Here is a 14,224-nt window from a genome sequence, read left to right as displayed (position 1 = left end):
CCTTCACTTGATACCGGGGGTTCCGTCGAACTTGCGTTCCAGGCCGTCCCAGCATTTGAGATAATCATCCTGCAGCGTTTCGAGCTCGGCGGCATATTTCGTCAGTTGCTGCGGGTATCGGGTCTCGAACATGAAGGCCATGGTGTTGTCCAGCTTCACCGGCTTGAGCTCGCTATTGGATGCCTTTTCGAAGGCGAGCGCGTCCGGCCCGTGGGCAAGCATCATGTTATGCAGGCTCATGCCGCCGGGCACGAAGCCCTCCTCTTTGGCGTCATACTGCCCATGGATCAGGCCCATGAATTCGCTCATGATGTTGCGGTGGTACCAGGGCGGGCGGAACGTGTGCTCGGCCACCAGCCAGCGCGGCGGAAAGATCACGAAATCGACATTCGCCGTACCGGCATCTTCGGTCGGGGCGGTCAGCACCGAGAAGATCGACGGATCGGGATGATCGAAGCTGATCGCGCCGACAGGAGAAAATGTCCTGAGGTCGTATTTGTACGGGGCATAGTTGCCGTGCCAGGCGACCACATCAAGGGGCGAGTGGCCGATATCGGTGACATAGAATTTCCCGCACCACTTCACATGGACGCGGCAGGGCTTCTCCTTGTCCTCGAAGGCGGCGACAGGCGTCTTGAAATCGCGCGGATTCGCCAGGCAGTTGGCGCCGATGGGGCCACGATCCGGCAGCGTGAATTTCGCGCCATAGTTCTCGCATATATAGCCGCGCCAGACCGGCTGCTCGCCGATGCGCAGGATCTTGATCATCATGCCGCGGGGGATGAGGCATATTTCCAGCGGCTCGACATCCATGATGCCCATTTCGGTGAACACCCGGATGGCGCCAAGCTGCGGCACGATCAGCAGTTCGCCGTCGGCGTTGAAGAAGTAGTCGTCGACCATGTCTTCGTTGAAGACATAGGCATGGGCCGACATGCCCACCTGGGTGGTGACATCGCCCGCCGTCGTCATGGTCCGCACGCCCTGAAGGAACGTCAGCTTCTCCGCGGGCGCGGGCACGGGATTCCAGCGAAGCTGACCCAGGGGAAGCGAATGCTCGTCAAGGCAGGGAGCGGTTTTCCAGTGCGGATAGGAGGCGTTGGAGAAGCGGCCCGTGTGGCGCACGCTCGGGCGGATACGGTAAAGCCAGGACCGTTCATTCGTCCCGCGTGGCGCGGTGAAGGGCGAGCCGGAAAGCTGCTCGGCATAAAGGCCGTAATTGCATTTCTGCGGGCTGTTCTGGCCTTGCGGCAAGGCGCCCGGCAGCGATTCCGTTTCGAAGTCGTTGCCAAAGCCCGGCATGTATTTCGGCCTGTTTGCCGTCGCGGCCTCAGCCTCGGCAGGCTGGATCGATGTCTGGTCCATTCCTCACTCCTCCCCGACATTCCCAGAACGCCGCGCGCCTTTTTCAGGTGCGCGGGATCGCCTGGAGTTTACTCCGCTGCAGTGCCGATGACACCACGCTTGATCTGATCGGCCTCGATCGACTCGAAAAGCGCGCGGAAATTGCCTTCGCCGAAGCCCTCGTCGCCCTTGCGCTGGATGAATTCGAAGAAGATCGGGCCGATGACGGTTTTCGAGAAGATCTGGAGCAGGATCTTCGTCATGCCGCCATTCACGACACCTTCGCCGTCGATGAGGATGCCATGCTTCTTCATGCGGTCGACCGGCTCGCTATGGCCGTTCACACGCTCATAGGACATGTCGTAATAGGTCTCCGGCGGACCCGGCATGAAGCGCAGGCCGTTATCGGCCAGCCGGTCGGTCGCTTGATAAATATCCTCCGTTCCAACGGCGATGTGCTGAATGCCCTCGCCCTTGTACTTCTTCAGATATTCCTCGATCTGGCTCGTATCGTCCTTCGATTCGTTCAAGGGAATGCGGATCTTGCCGCAGGGCGAGGTGATGGCGCGGCTGACCAGGCCGGTGATGCGTCCATCAATATCGAAGAAGTGGATCTGCTTGAAATTGAACAGGTTACGGTAGAAATCCCACCACTTGTCCATGTTGCCGCGGAAGACGTTGTGGGTGAGATGGTCGAGATAATAGAAGCCGATCCCTTCGGGGCGCGGGTTGGGCTCGCCGAGCCAATCGAACTCGGCATCGTAAGCCGATCCCTTCGCGCCATAGGTCTCGACGAAATAGAGCAGCGAGCCGCCGATGCCGACGATGGCGGGAACGTCGAGCACCTTGTCATCGCCTTCGTAAGGAACCGCACCTTTCGACACCGCATGGTCGAATGCGTGCCTGGCATCGACCACACGCCATGCCATCGAAGGGGCACAGGGGCCATGTTGTGCGACGAAGCGGGCGCCATGGCTGCCGGCTTCGGCGTTCAGGACATAATTGATGTCACCCTGGCGCCAGACGGTGATGTCTTTCGTCTTGTGCCTGGCGACGGCGACGTAGCCCATGCGCGTGAAAAGCTCGCTGAGCTTCTCGGGCTCCGGGTGGGCGAATTCGACGAATTCGAAGCCGTCGGTACCAGCCGGGTTGTCGGCGGTGATTTCCGACGGCGGCGCATCATGCGGAAAAGGGCCCATTTTCTCCTCCTCAAGGACTGAATTTTGACTGTGCAAAGTGTGGCCCAAAACGCATGCAAAGTTCTTGCATTCTTTATGCGTGAGGAAGATATTATGCACGTTTTGTGAGCATATCGGAGATTTCGCGCAATGGATGAGCAGCTCGACAGATTGGATTTTCGCCTGCTTCAGGAACTCCAAAAAGACGGAAGGCTGACGAACAACGAGCTGGGCGAACGGATCGCGCTTTCGCCCTCACAATGCTCGCGCCGGCGCACGCGATTGGAGGCTGAAGGTTACATCCGCAGCTATCGCGCTTACCTCGACCGGCAGAAACTGGGCCTGGATATGCTGGTGGTCATCTCCGTGACGCTTGCGACCCACAACAGAGACAATGCCCGCCGCTTTTCCCAGCTTATCAACGGTCTGCCGGAGGTTCTCGAAGCCTATGCGCTGACCGGCGAAATGGATTACCATCTCAAGGTCGCGACCCGCGGGCTCGCCGACCTCTCCAAATTCGTCAACGATGTTTTGCTGCCGCATGAATCCGTACAGCACGTGAAGACATCGATCGTGCTCGATACACTGAAGACATTCGAAGGCTTTCCGATCCATATGCCGGGCAGCGCGCATGGCGATGCGCGGTAACGCCCAGCCTCGTTTCAAGCGTCAGATCGGCAGTTCGGTCGAGAATTTCAGCTCGCGCAGCACGAAGCTCGAGACGACGGTGCGCACATGCGGGTTGCGCATGAGATAGCGCGTCATGAAGGCTTCATAGCTTTCGACGTCGCTGGCCCGGATCTTCAGCATGTAGTCGAAAGCGCCCGACAGGGCGTAGCACTCCATGATCTCCGGACGCTCCAGCACTACGGACGCAAAGGAGGCGACCGCCTCTTCATGGTGATCCTCCAGCGTCACATGGGCGATCACGCAGAGCTTGAGATCGAGTTTGCCTGGATCGAGCAGCGTCACGCGCTTGCGGATGACGCCGTCGGCTTCCAGTTCCTGGATCTTCCGCCAGGCCGAACTCTGCGACATCCCGGCCTTTTCCGCTAGGTCGGCCAGCGAGAGGCTGCCGTCGGCCTGGATGAGCTGCAGAAGCTTACGGCGGAAATTCCCAGGTTCTTTCATTTCTTGCGCCATATCGGGGAAGATTTTCCAGCACTATGGCAATAGCCAGCACGAAAGAAAAGAAAATCCTCCAAAGCCGGATCATAATGAGAGCAATAGTGCCGCGCCTCGAAGGATCAGCCTATGACCAAGGAAAGCAGCTACACCGCCAAACTGCCCGGACCGGACGGTCTCTACGACTATACTCCTGAAGAAGATGCGATCTGGGGCGAACTCTACCGGCGCCAGATGAAGATCCTCGCCGATACGGCCTGCCGCGAATATCTGGACGGCGTGAAAATGCTGGGCCTCCGCCCGGACAAGGTTCCCCAGCTTCTCGATGTGAACAGGCGCCTGAACGAGACCACCGGCTTCGGCGTCGAAGGCGTGCCGGCGCTCATACCGCCCTCGCGCTTTTATGAGCTTCTGTCGCAAGGCAAATTCCCGCTCGCTACCTTCCTGCGCCGTCGCGAACATATCGACTATATCGAGGAGCCGGATCTGTTCCACGAGGTCTTCGGCCATTGCCCGATGCTGACCAACCAGAGCTACGCCAATTTCGTCCGACATTTCGGCGAAACCGCCCTGCGCCTTGGCAAGGGCTATTCGTGGCACCTGTTCCGCATCTTCTGGTTCACCGTCGAATTCGGCCTGATCAACACGCCGCAGGGCCGCCGCTGCTTCGGCGCCGGCATCGTCTCGTCGCCCAGCGAAGCAAAAGCGGCGATGGAAGGCACGGCATGCGAATTCCGGCCTTTCGATCTCATGAGCGTGCTGAGAACACCCTATCGGATCGATATTCTGCAGCCGATCTACTACGTCATCGACAGCTTCGCCGATCTGGAAGCGATCGTGGAGCAGGATATCGAAGGCATGATCCTCAAGGCGAAATCGCTTGGTGACTTCGCGCCGGCTTTCGAAGCCAAGGCTTCGTGAGCCGCTGACGATAGGCGGCGAGACAAGGCCGGCAACCGCATATGGATGCCGGCCTCAAGGCGTGAGCGCAGGCGCTTGCGCCATTCGGCGCTATTCCTCCGGCAGGATGATCTTCTGATTGGTCGTGTTCTTGACCGGTTTTTCACCGGGGACGTGGGACATCGTCCGGGTCGTGCTTTGCAGCGTGTCGCCGTCCACGCTGGTCTTGGTGCGTGATTTGCTGAACGTGCCCTGATCGACCGCCTGCGCTTTCGTCTGCGCCTTCAGCTTGTCGCCGCCATCGTTGATATGGGTCTGGCTCTTGGCCTTCCCATCGACAGTCGCAGCACTTCCGCCGGATCCGATCGACGAAGTCGTTCCATCGTCCGTCCGGCATGCTCCAGCCGTACCCACCGAACTTGCCGAGGTGCCGCCGGCCGCGGCCGTCCCACCGGTACCGACCGTTCCCGCGGCGTCGCACTCTTGCGCGGACACCGCTGCCGTCGAGGCCAGCAGCGCTATCGAGATGGCACCGATCATATTCGAGAGTTTCATGGCGATCTCCTATTTGTTCGGTTTCATCACCGAGCAGGTTCCGTCGGAACGCTTGGTAATGACCGTGCCGTCAGGGCGGGTGATGCTGGCCGTCGAGAAACTGTCGACGGTTCCCGATCCCGCCGAAGCGCCTGCCGAAGATGTCGATGACGAACCGGAGCTCGTCGTTGCTCCGCCTGTCGTCGTCGAGGACGAGACGTGACCGTTGCCGGCCGTCACCGTCGTGGAAGTGCCGCCGCTTGCGGAAGCCTCGCCCTGAACGACCGTGCAGCTGGTGCCGTCATCGAGTTTTATCTCTTCGGACATCGCCTGTCCGGCGGCCAGTATGGCGGCGGCCCATGCGGCTTTAGAAAAACGTGTCATTGTTCATCTCCTGGGTTGGCCGACGCCTGTCGAGGCGCCGGCCGGGACGGTTCAGCAGGACTTGGTGTCTGCGCCGTCCTTCTTGAGCTGACCGGGGGCACAGCCCTTCTTGCCCTTGTTGTCATGGGACGAGCCGGCCGAGCTGGCGCCGGTGCCGACCGTGCTGCCGGTCTTGTCACCGTCCGCAGACGAGGCGCCGGTCCCGACGCTGGAGGCCGAATTGGCGTCACCGGAGCCGGCTGCGGAGCCGCCCGTGCCAACCGAGCTGCTGGAGGTGCCTCCGCCTGCCGACGAACCGCCCGTTCCAAGCGTCGAAGCCGAGCCCGAACCGGAGCCGGCCGCGGAGCCGCCGGTGCCGACAGTGCTGCTTGAAGTGCCACCGCCGGCCGATGAGCCACCTGTGCCGACCGTCGAGGAGGAGCCGGACGGGCAATTGGTGGAGCCTGCCGGGCAGTCGCCGCCGGCGGAGCTGCCACCAGTACCGATCGTGCTGCTCGCAGTTCCGCCGCCCGCCGTCGAACCGCCGGTGCCGACTGTGCTCGACGACTGTGCGAATCCCGACACCGCCGTACCTGCTAGAAGTGCTGCTGCAAGTGCTACATGCGTTAACTTCATCATCGTGTATTTCCTCCGTTTGTCATGAGTGCCGTCGCATCCCTTTCGGATGGATAGCTCTTTGGCAAACTTCGCTTTTTGCTGACTGTTCCTGTCATAGGCACTCAGTCGGAGGGGCCCCGGACTTAGGTCGAATCTGTCTCATCTGTCGGGAAAGGACGTCTGGACGGCGCATCGCCGGCGGCTGTTGCAAACGGCAGCATTCCTGCTCTTTCGCCGGCGTTTGTCGCGGTCAGAAACGCGCTGGCGATGATGAGAGACAGGCCCGTCTGCGCTGAAGGGAATTCAGCCAGGACTGCTCGACCGAAGCACCGACAGGATCGGGGTAGTCCTCTAATGGAAGGTCTTCGGCACGTTCCTCGCATGCGAAATGCCCTGGAGCGTCGCCATGAGCTTTTCGAACTCGTTCAGGACACGATTGAACTCGGCATCCTGCATTCCGGCGATTTCGGATATGGTCGAGGAAACGGACGCAATCAGCGTGTCGATCCAGACGCAGCGGTCGGCCGGCACGTTTCCGAGAACCTCCTTCCGATGCGTTTTCAGCTCGTGAAGGATGCGCACGATCAGGGCTCCCCGCTCCGCCCTGCTCAGGGACCGAAGCCTTGCCTGCGCCTGCTGGATTTCCGTTAGCAGCGTCGTGGCCATGCCCGATCTCCCAACCCCACATGCAACCGGTAGCACAACCGCAACGTTTGCAACATGGACCTTAGTCTGACTGTCCTGCTTCGTTCGCAATGGTACGTCTGCCGCATCCACCGGCAATCAGTTCCTGATAGCGACGATTTCGGCGGCGATATTTGGAGCCGTGCAAACACGCCGCGGCCCATCCCATGGCTGATAGGTATTGTCTTCCGGCCGATACGACCTGTAGCGGGCGGCGCACCAAGCCGCCGCCTGCGGATCCACCGTGACGCCTATGCGTCCATCAGCCGCGGCGACGGTCTGCTGAAACGGCGACAAACATTCCCGCGTCTCACCGCTGTAGGATCGGTAACTGTTGGTCCCGGGATCGAAGGAGCGGTAGCGTTCGCGACACCAGGCAAGGTGCTGGACCGGAAGCTTCGGCTGCGATGTCCGAGCTTCGGCTGGAGGGCGAGCGTATTGCGGTGCCTTCCTCGACGCCACGACGGCCGGAGCTTCCGTGACATAGCTGGAGTAGAGCGGCGCAATACGTTCGTATTGCTGTCGTCGAGGATCGATCTTCACCGGCTTCGTCGTCCACAGATCCGGCGATGCCAGATCATTGAAGGTGTGAGGTTCGGAATCGGCTACGACATGGGAGGCGACGGATGCGGCCGCGATGCAAGCTCCGACCGAACTGACAATGCCGAAGGCGACGGATGCGATGGCTTTCATTTTCCCGGCCCCTGCTGTTGAACCTGGGGAACCCATACCCGGCCGGTCGTGCTGCTTTGACCGCCGGTGGCGACGAGCGCGGCGAGAATGCCGGCGATCGCGAGCAGGATCGCGATCAGCGGCATGGCCAGCCCGGTGGATTTCTCTTCGGAATAGATCATGGTCCTCTCCTCTCCTCGCCCCGGCGGCGGAGGCCGCCGCCGGGGCGCCGGCTGTTATGCCGAGATGATGTAGACGATCGTGAATGCAGAGGGATCGACGATGACGATCCGGCCATCCGCCAGGATGAAGAAGCGGTAGGCCTTGTACTGCGGTACGATCTCCACGATCCGCGGCGGCAACGGCTCCAGCCGGATCTTCTTCGGGATGGCCGTGCCGACAGAGACCGTGAAGTCCACCTCCCGGACCGGCTTGATCTGAACTTCCTTCACCACCTGACGGATTTCCGTCTGCTGCTCGACCGAAATGTTCACATTGGTCGTATTGCTGGTTTCGGTCTTCGTGTTGCTGTCGACCGACGTGTTGTTGTTCTCGACATTGGTCTTGCTGTTCGTCTGGGTCTCGGTCGAGCCGCTGGAAGACTTGGTGTCCCCGGACTTCTGGGTCTCGCCGGAACCGGTCGATGTGCCGGTGTCCTGGCTGGCGGCAGGCTTCTGGCCTTCCGTCGAGGACTGCGCCGGTTCGGACGACTTCGAGCTGTCCGAACTTCCGCCCGACGTATCTGTGCCCGCGTTACCGGAGCCGGGTTCGGTGGTGGTTCCGGACTGTGTCTTGGCATCGGGCTGGGCTTCCGTCTGGCCTTTGGAACCGTCCGTAGAGGTTCCGGTCGACGTGTTCGGCGAGCTTGCGCCTGAGCCGGAAGGCTGTTGTGTTTCCTGGCCGCCCGATGTGGCTGCGCCACCCGAGGAGGAAGCACCGCCCGCATCGGGCTGCTGGGTCGTACCATCGCTGGGCTGGCCGCTTTGTGCGGCGCCTTTCTTTGGAAGGATCGGCGCATCCTGCGCCGAGGCGGATATGATACCGATCGGCGAAACACCGATGGACATTGCCGTCATCATGACGGCGAGTGTCTTGGTCTTCATAACAATCTCGCTGTTTTTGGCCGCACGACGACGTTGCCGTCCATCATGCGGCTGTTCTCAGGTTCTGAATGGTGGTTTCCGGAGGGGAAACGCGGCAGGGCCGCGTCGGGATCAGGTCACTTGATGACCTGGATCACCTTGCGTGACGAGGGTTCAACGATGACACGTTCATCATTGACCACCGCATAAGCATAAGTCGGATCATCCGGAATAGGCGTGACGACAACCGTTTCCGGCAGCGGCTGGCCGACCACGATCTTTTCCTTCACGACCACGCGGGCCGAAGGCGCCGGAGCCTCGCGGACATAGGTGACCACCTTTTCCGGCGGCGGATCGATCGCCGTACCGACGACCGCACCGGCAACACCGCCGACGGCAGCGCCGACAGGACCGCCGACGATCGCACCGGTGACCGCACCGCCCGCCGCGCCATTGACGGTCGAGGACTGGGCAAGTGCCACGCCCGACATGAAGGTCGCGGCTGTTGCCGCGCCGACGATAAGCTTGAAGAGCATATTTTCCTCCTTCTGTTTCGACACGGTCTGGGGGACCGCTGCCAACCCAACTAGCTGGACGCGTGGTCGTTCCCAGACTTAGACCTCAGTCTGATCGAACCCGGCCCTTGGTCCTAAAACCCATTTGAATGCCGGGCGCCGGCGCTACTTGAGAATTGAAAGGACTGTGGTCCGGGAAATCGATAGGAGACCAAAGGAGATGGTGCGATCCAACCGTCGGGAGGCCGGACGCAGGCGCCTGGCGATGCGTCTGCCACAGATGCGCAAACTGATCATGGAAGCCCGCGACCCATGGCAGCTCGAGCTTTTCGAAGCTTACCAGAAGGCGGTGGAAGCTCGAGGACGATCGTCCGATGCGGAGCTGATCCGGGAGTACGACGAGATCTGCTGCGAGATCGAACAGCACCTCGTCCGCGCGCTGAGCGAACTTTCTTATGCTAAAATTTCAAAGGGATAGGATGCAGACTCCACGAGCCGTCATCCCTTCGCCGACAAAAGCCTTTGGGCACCCCATCCCGAAAGCATGGCAACAGGTTCACCGGGCCTCCCGAAGAAATAGCCCTGCCCTGTCCCGCATCCGAGCCGACGCAGCGCTTCGGCCTCCGGCTCGCTTTCGATGCCTTCGGCGACAACCTGCAGGTTCAGCCCGTGTGCCAGGGAAATGATCGCCCGCACGATCTCGAAGGCGCCGGTATTGCCGCTCATCCGCCTTACGAAGGACTGATCGATCTTGAGCTTGTCGAGGGGAAGATCGGCCAGGTAACTCATCGAGGAGTAACCGGTACCGAAGTCGTCCAAGGCAATGACGACCCCTCGCTCGCGAAGGGCACGCATTTTTGCAATCGACGATCCGCCTTGGTCGATGAAGGCGGATTCCGTCAGCTCGAGGCACAGCCGCGAAGGAGGAAGCCCGCTGGAGGATAGCGCGGCGCTCACATCGGCCTCCAGGTCGGAGCGCTCGAATTGAAGCGCCGAGACATTGACGGAGACGCTGAGTTCGTCAGGCCAGACCGCCGCCTCGGTGCAGGCTTCGATCAGCGTCCAGCGGCCGATGTCGCAGATCAGGCCGGAGGATTCGGCGATCGGTATGAATTCCGCCGGAGATATCAGCCCAAACTCCGGATGGTTCCACCGGATCAAGGCTTCCGCGCCGATAAGGCGGCCGTCGGCAAGTTCGACCTGCGGCTGGAACAGCAGAAAGAATTGCCGGTTCTGGAGAGCATCACGCATGTCCCGCTCCAGCCGGCGCGAGCGCGCCTGGCGAACTGCGGTGGAGGGATCGAAGGACGACCATCGCCGGCCAGGCGTCGCCTTGGCAGCATCCAGCGCCGATTGAGCGGCGCTCGGAAGAGCGCCTGGAGGAGCATCCCCCGAGCGCGCTATTCCGAGGTGGACAGAGATCGGTACGGCGACGTCTCGGATCAGGATGGGCTCCCCGAACAGCGCCAAAAGAACATCGGCAAAGTCTTCGATCGGACGTGCGCCGGTCGCGGGGATGGCAATGCCAAAATGATCGCCATCGAGCCGCGCCAGCAGATGGCCGGCGAAGGCGTTTTCCAGTCTGGCCGCTACGGCCTCGATAAGCTCGTCCCCGGCATCGCGCCCAAGCGTGGCGCACAGCGAGGAGAAACGCTCGATGTCCAGCACGCAGACGAGGATCTCCCCCTGAAGAGCGGCCAGCCGGGAGGCGAATTCCCGACGATTGAGCAGTCCGGTGAGTTCGTCCAGCTCGGACAGTCTCTGCAACCGTTCTTCATATTCATGCCGTGCAGTGACATCCCTTATGATCAGCCAACCGGCAAATCGCGACCGCGCCGCCGTCCGATGCGCATTCGGCTGTTCGAGCGGCGAGACCGTGATCGACGCTTCGTAATGAGCGGGCTCCGAGCTTCCGCTGCTGGAGAACTCCACCCGGGCCGTGTGCACCTTGTCCGGCTCGGCATCGTATTCGGAAACCAGCCTGCGCACGGTGTCGGTGATGGCGGCGCCAGTATCACCGAGAAGAGACATTCCGATATCGGCGCGTAGCAGCGCCTTGGCGGATTGGCTCGCCTCGACGATCCTCAGATCACCGTCGAAGGCGACGACGCCGTCCGAACTGTCGGCGATAATTCGTTTCATGAGACGCCTTGTATTGCGCGCCTCCGTATTGGCCATGGCCACAAGCATCCGGCCAAGGTCGATACGCTCGTTAAGGGCAAGCATCCAGGCAAGCAGCAGCATCGCCCCCGGAACCCCGGTTCCGACAAGGATCCCGTATCGCCATTGGAGCTGGAATGCGCCGACTTCGCCGATCACGGCAATGGTCAGTCCGGCCGCGATGAGCGTGATCATTCCGGCCGAACGGCTGCAGATCACCCCGAGAATGAGCAGGGCGGCAAACAGAAGCTCCAGCGGCGCCTGATCAAATGTCCTGAGAAAGCGGTTCTGGAGCAGCGTCTCGGCAGCGAGCACGTGAATGAGCGGACCGGCAATCGCTCCATGCACGGGCACGGCGAAGATGTCCTTCAGCTCGGCCGCAGAGGCTCCCACCACGACCGAGCGGTCCTTGATCGCGTCGGCCGGTACGGTTCCATCAAGCACGGCGGACAGGGAGAAGGTCGGAACGCTGTCGGCCCTGATCGAATAGTCGATCAGCAAGGAACCGGCGCTGCCGTCGACCCTGCCGAGCGCGGCTGCCGCGGACTGGATGGGATTGCCATCAAACTGACCTCCCAGGTCGAAACGACGAATAAACCCGTCCGCATCCATCGCGACATTGGCAAATACCGGCCAGGCATTCTGCAAAAACTGTGGGATCGGCTTTGTCACCGCCGTCACGGTCGATGATGCCGCCTCCTGCTGCCGGAACACCGGCAAGAGAACGCCGCCTCCCGACCTTTCCAACGCCGCGGCCAGGAGGGCGTCCTCCTGCGCACTGGAAGACGCACTGAAATCGATGTCGAGGAAGATATCCCGGGCGCCCGACGCGATCAGCTTGTCGAGCAGTTTCGCATAAGTGCTCCGCGGCCAGGGCCACGTTCCGACAGCGTCGAGGGAGTGCTTGTCGATGGCAATGAAGACGATGTTGCCGGTGGCCTGGCGGGGCGCCCATTCGAAACGCTTGGCAAAGAGGCTGTTGTTTAATCCTTGGATGACGCCGGCCCCAGCCAGGGGCAGCGCCAGCATTGCGGCGATTAGCAGAATACGAAGCGTGACGGTGCTGATGCTACCGGAGAGATAGTCTCCAGCCGCCTTAGCCATGCCTTTCACTTGTCCTTGCCCTTGCCGCCGGAATTGCCGTTATCGTTGCCACCGCGATTGTTGTCGCCCTTCCCGCTGTTGCCGTTGCCGCCGGAATTGCCGTTGCCGTTTCCGCCGCTGTTATTGTCGCCCTTCCCGCTGTTACCATTGCCGTCGCCGTTACCATTGCCTCCGCCATGGCCGTTTCCGCTACTGCCGTCATTGCTGCTGCTTCCACCGCCTTTGCCGTTCCCGCTTTTGTCGGCCTTGCCTGCGCTGGAACTGGCGTCCTTGCCGACGGCCGAAGACTTGTCCTTGACCGCGGACGCTTCGACTGCACCGGCAAGTTTTGTGGCGCCGACGGCCGGAACTCTCGCGACCGACGGGGCAACCGACGTGATTTCGGGCTTGGACAGCTCACCCTTCACCGTCATGCCGGCCTTGCTGTCGACGGCCGCGCTCTGGCCCGGCCCAACATTCGATAACTGGCCGCTTGCGAAGGACGTGACCTGGACCAGGCCGCGATCCACGGATACGGACGCCTTCGCCTTGCCGACCGTCACGTGGAAGACCGTTCCTTTTACGACGGCCGCGAGGTAGGGCGTCTGCACCGTCGTATGAGGCTGACCGCGCTTTTCGATCTCAAGATCCAGAGAACCGATCTGCTGGACGATCTGCGTCTGCGGTGAAAGAAATCCTCCGTAGCCGGTGATGGATGCAAGCGTGTTCGGTTGAAACGTGATGCTCTCGACGCCTCTGGCAAGCTGAACCCGTCCACGCGGGCCGGTCGAAATCCATGCGCGGTTCGGAACCACCTCGCCGGCGTGCAGATCCAGCCAATTCGTTCTGTCGACAGTAAACTTCGCTTGTGTGGTCGCCTTGATGACCCGCCAGTCGTCGGCAGCAGCGAACGCGGCCGTCGTCAGCAAGATCAATGCTGCGATCAGAATTCGGAATAATGTCGACATGAATGCCCGCCCCAGATTTCGACTGAGTGAAGCATGTTCCAATTAAGAATGATTATAAGAACGGACGCAGATTTTCGGTAATTTGGTACGCGAGCGTACCGACGAAGCTTATGAAATACGGCCGGCGACAACCAAGGCGCTCATGCCGCCGCACGGACGAACCCCATGGCGCGATTCCACTTGCTCGGCGACCGTATCGACGATCTCGCCGATGCGCCCCGGCGCCAGTCTTTCGATTTCCGCCCTGAGCGGAGAGCCCAGGCAAAAGGCAGCGGCGACGTCATGGGCGGCTGCAATGGAGGTGAGCTCGACCCGATCGCAGGACACCGCGTCGAACCCTGCCGAAGACACCTGCGCCTTGATCGAACGGGGTTCGAAATAGGAATATGGCAGGCGCCTTAGAAAATCCGGCGGATCGAACGGAAAGAGATTTGCGAGACATTCGTCCACGCATCTTGCGAAATCGTTGGCTGCGATTGAATCCCACGTCGCAAACAGAAAATGGCCTCCGCTGCGCAGCACTCTTGCGGCCTCGCCATAGGCCTTCGGCTTGTCCGGAAAGAACATCACGCCGAACTGGCAGACGACGAGATCGAACATCTGGGGTGCGAAGGGCAGATCCTGGGCATCCGCGTGCATCCAGTGCGTTCTCGACATCGTCAGCGTCGGCGCGCCGACGTCGATCATGGCCTGGCTGAGGTCGGTCGCCACGATCTCCGCTGCCGGATCGAGCCTTGCCCGCAGAGCCCGCGTCAGAGCGCCGGTCCCGGCGGCGACCTCAAGAACGCTGGTCGGTTTCAACCTTTCGGCGATCGTCGCCAGCTCCAATGCATAGGGCTCGAAAAGTATCGGCACGAGGAGGCTCTCGTAGAAGTCGGCAACGCCTTCTACGAACGGCGCGGAAGACGTGGCGGCCGCTGTGCCGCTGTCATATTCGGTATCTGCGGAGATCGTCACTCAGAAGCCTCCAAACTCAGCTCATTCGACTTGAAATATGC

The 14,224-nt window shown here is 61.1% G+C and carries 17 protein-coding genes; 3 read left to right on the top strand and 14 right to left on the bottom strand.

The window, feature by feature from the left end; translation table 11 throughout:
- Positions 1–3: 3 nt before the first annotated feature.
- Together hmgA and hppD are read right to left on the bottom strand one after the other, a co-directional pair.
- Entirely contained in the window at positions 4–1,365 is a 1,362-nt protein-coding gene (gene hmgA, locus CO670_RS15205; protein WP_097590993.1) for a homogentisate 1,2-dioxygenase, read from the bottom strand.
- Between the two features lie 68 nt (positions 1,366–1,433).
- On the bottom strand, positions 1,434–2,543 hold the full coding sequence (gene hppD / locus CO670_RS15200; protein ID WP_097590992.1) for a 4-hydroxyphenylpyruvate dioxygenase: 1,110 nt from the start codon (positions 2,541–2,543) through the stop codon (positions 1,434–1,436).
- A gap of 129 nt (positions 2,544–2,672) precedes the next feature.
- Here hppD and CO670_RS15195 point away from each other — a divergent pair, with 129 nt between their 5' ends.
- Positions 2,673–3,170: an Lrp/AsnC family transcriptional regulator gene (locus tag CO670_RS15195; protein ID WP_097590991.1), complete on the top strand. Its 498-nt coding sequence runs from the start codon at positions 2,673–2,675 to the stop codon at positions 3,168–3,170.
- A gap of 21 nt (positions 3,171–3,191) precedes the next feature.
- Here CO670_RS15195 and CO670_RS15190 read toward each other — a convergent pair whose 3' ends face one another.
- Positions 3,192–3,653 carry an Lrp/AsnC family transcriptional regulator gene (locus tag CO670_RS15190; protein ID WP_097591113.1) on the bottom strand — a complete coding sequence of 154 codons (462 nt, stop codon included), beginning with the start codon at positions 3,651–3,653 and terminating at the stop codon, positions 3,192–3,194.
- A 123-nt stretch (positions 3,654–3,776) separates the two neighbouring features.
- Here CO670_RS15190 and CO670_RS15185 point away from each other — a divergent pair, with 123 nt between their 5' ends.
- Entirely contained in the window at positions 3,777–4,568 is a 792-nt protein-coding gene (locus CO670_RS15185) for a phenylalanine 4-monooxygenase (protein WP_097590990.1), read from the top strand.
- A gap of 90 nt (positions 4,569–4,658) precedes the next feature.
- On the opposite strand, the gene CO670_RS15180 is transcribed toward CO670_RS15185, so the two are convergent.
- The 8 genes from CO670_RS15180 to CO670_RS15150 all read right to left on the bottom strand — a co-directional run bounded on the left by CO670_RS15180 (position 4,659) and on the right by CO670_RS15150 (position 9,036).
- Positions 4,659–5,102, bottom strand: coding sequence for a hypothetical protein (locus CO670_RS15180; RefSeq protein WP_097590989.1), 444 nt, complete (start codon positions 5,100–5,102; stop codon positions 4,659–4,661).
- A gap of 9 nt (positions 5,103–5,111) precedes the next feature.
- Positions 5,112–5,465 carry a hypothetical protein gene (locus CO670_RS15175; protein WP_097590988.1) on the bottom strand — a complete coding sequence of 118 codons (354 nt, stop codon included), beginning with the start codon at positions 5,463–5,465 and terminating at the stop codon, positions 5,112–5,114.
- Between the two features lie 51 nt (positions 5,466–5,516).
- Complete coding sequence (locus CO670_RS15170) at positions 5,517–6,083, bottom strand: hypothetical protein (protein ID WP_097590987.1); 567 nt, start codon at positions 6,081–6,083, stop codon at positions 5,517–5,519.
- A 330-nt stretch (positions 6,084–6,413) separates the two neighbouring features.
- Positions 6,414–6,728, bottom strand: a complete 315-nt coding sequence (locus CO670_RS15165) for a hypothetical protein (RefSeq protein ID WP_097590986.1) — start codon at positions 6,726–6,728, stop codon at positions 6,414–6,416.
- A 117-nt stretch (positions 6,729–6,845) separates the two neighbouring features.
- Positions 6,846–7,439 (bottom strand): BA14K family protein, encoded by a 594-nt coding sequence (locus CO670_RS15160; protein ID WP_097590985.1) that lies wholly within the window; start codon positions 7,437–7,439, stop codon positions 6,846–6,848.
- Entirely contained in the window at positions 7,436–7,600 is a 165-nt protein-coding gene (locus CO670_RS32950) for a hypothetical protein (RefSeq protein ID WP_176538942.1), read from the bottom strand. The genes CO670_RS15160 and CO670_RS32950 overlap by 4 nt, the downstream gene beginning before the upstream one ends.
- 54 nt (positions 7,601–7,654) lie before the next feature.
- Positions 7,655–8,521, bottom strand: a complete 867-nt coding sequence (locus CO670_RS15155; protein ID WP_097590984.1) for a DUF1236 domain-containing protein — start codon at positions 8,519–8,521, stop codon at positions 7,655–7,657.
- 116 nt (positions 8,522–8,637) lie between these two features.
- Entirely contained in the window at positions 8,638–9,036 is a 399-nt protein-coding gene (locus CO670_RS15150; RefSeq protein ID WP_097590983.1) for a DUF1236 domain-containing protein, read from the bottom strand.
- A 199-nt stretch (positions 9,037–9,235) separates the two neighbouring features.
- On the opposite strand from CO670_RS15150, the gene CO670_RS15145 reads away from it, so the two are divergent.
- A complete protein-coding gene (locus CO670_RS15145) occupies positions 9,236–9,493 on the top strand; it encodes a hypothetical protein (protein ID WP_097590982.1) in 258 nt (85 codons plus the stop codon).
- A 20-nt stretch (positions 9,494–9,513) separates the two neighbouring features.
- Here CO670_RS15145 and CO670_RS15140 read toward each other — a convergent pair whose 3' ends face one another.
- The 3 genes from CO670_RS15140 to CO670_RS15130 all read right to left on the bottom strand — a co-directional run bounded on the left by CO670_RS15140 (position 9,514) and on the right by CO670_RS15130 (position 14,183).
- Positions 9,514–12,279 (bottom strand): EAL domain-containing protein, encoded by a 2,766-nt coding sequence (locus CO670_RS15140; RefSeq protein WP_245425831.1) that lies wholly within the window; start codon positions 12,277–12,279, stop codon positions 9,514–9,516.
- A gap of 5 nt (positions 12,280–12,284) precedes the next feature.
- On the bottom strand, positions 12,285–13,226 hold the full coding sequence (locus tag CO670_RS15135) for a hypothetical protein (RefSeq protein ID WP_097590980.1): 942 nt from the start codon (positions 13,224–13,226) through the stop codon (positions 12,285–12,287).
- Positions 13,227–13,334: 108 nt separating this feature from the next.
- Positions 13,335–14,183, bottom strand: a complete 849-nt coding sequence (locus CO670_RS15130; RefSeq protein ID WP_097590979.1) for a methyltransferase domain-containing protein — start codon at positions 14,181–14,183, stop codon at positions 13,335–13,337.
- Positions 14,184–14,224 lie beyond the last annotated feature (41 nt).

The sequence above is a fragment of the Rhizobium sp. J15 genome (assembly GCF_002531825.1).
In the GTDB taxonomy this organism is placed as follows: domain Bacteria; phylum Pseudomonadota; class Alphaproteobacteria; order Rhizobiales; family Rhizobiaceae; genus Rhizobium.
Note: the sequence above shows the minus strand (reverse complement) of the source record. Positions and strands in the feature narration are given on the sequence as shown.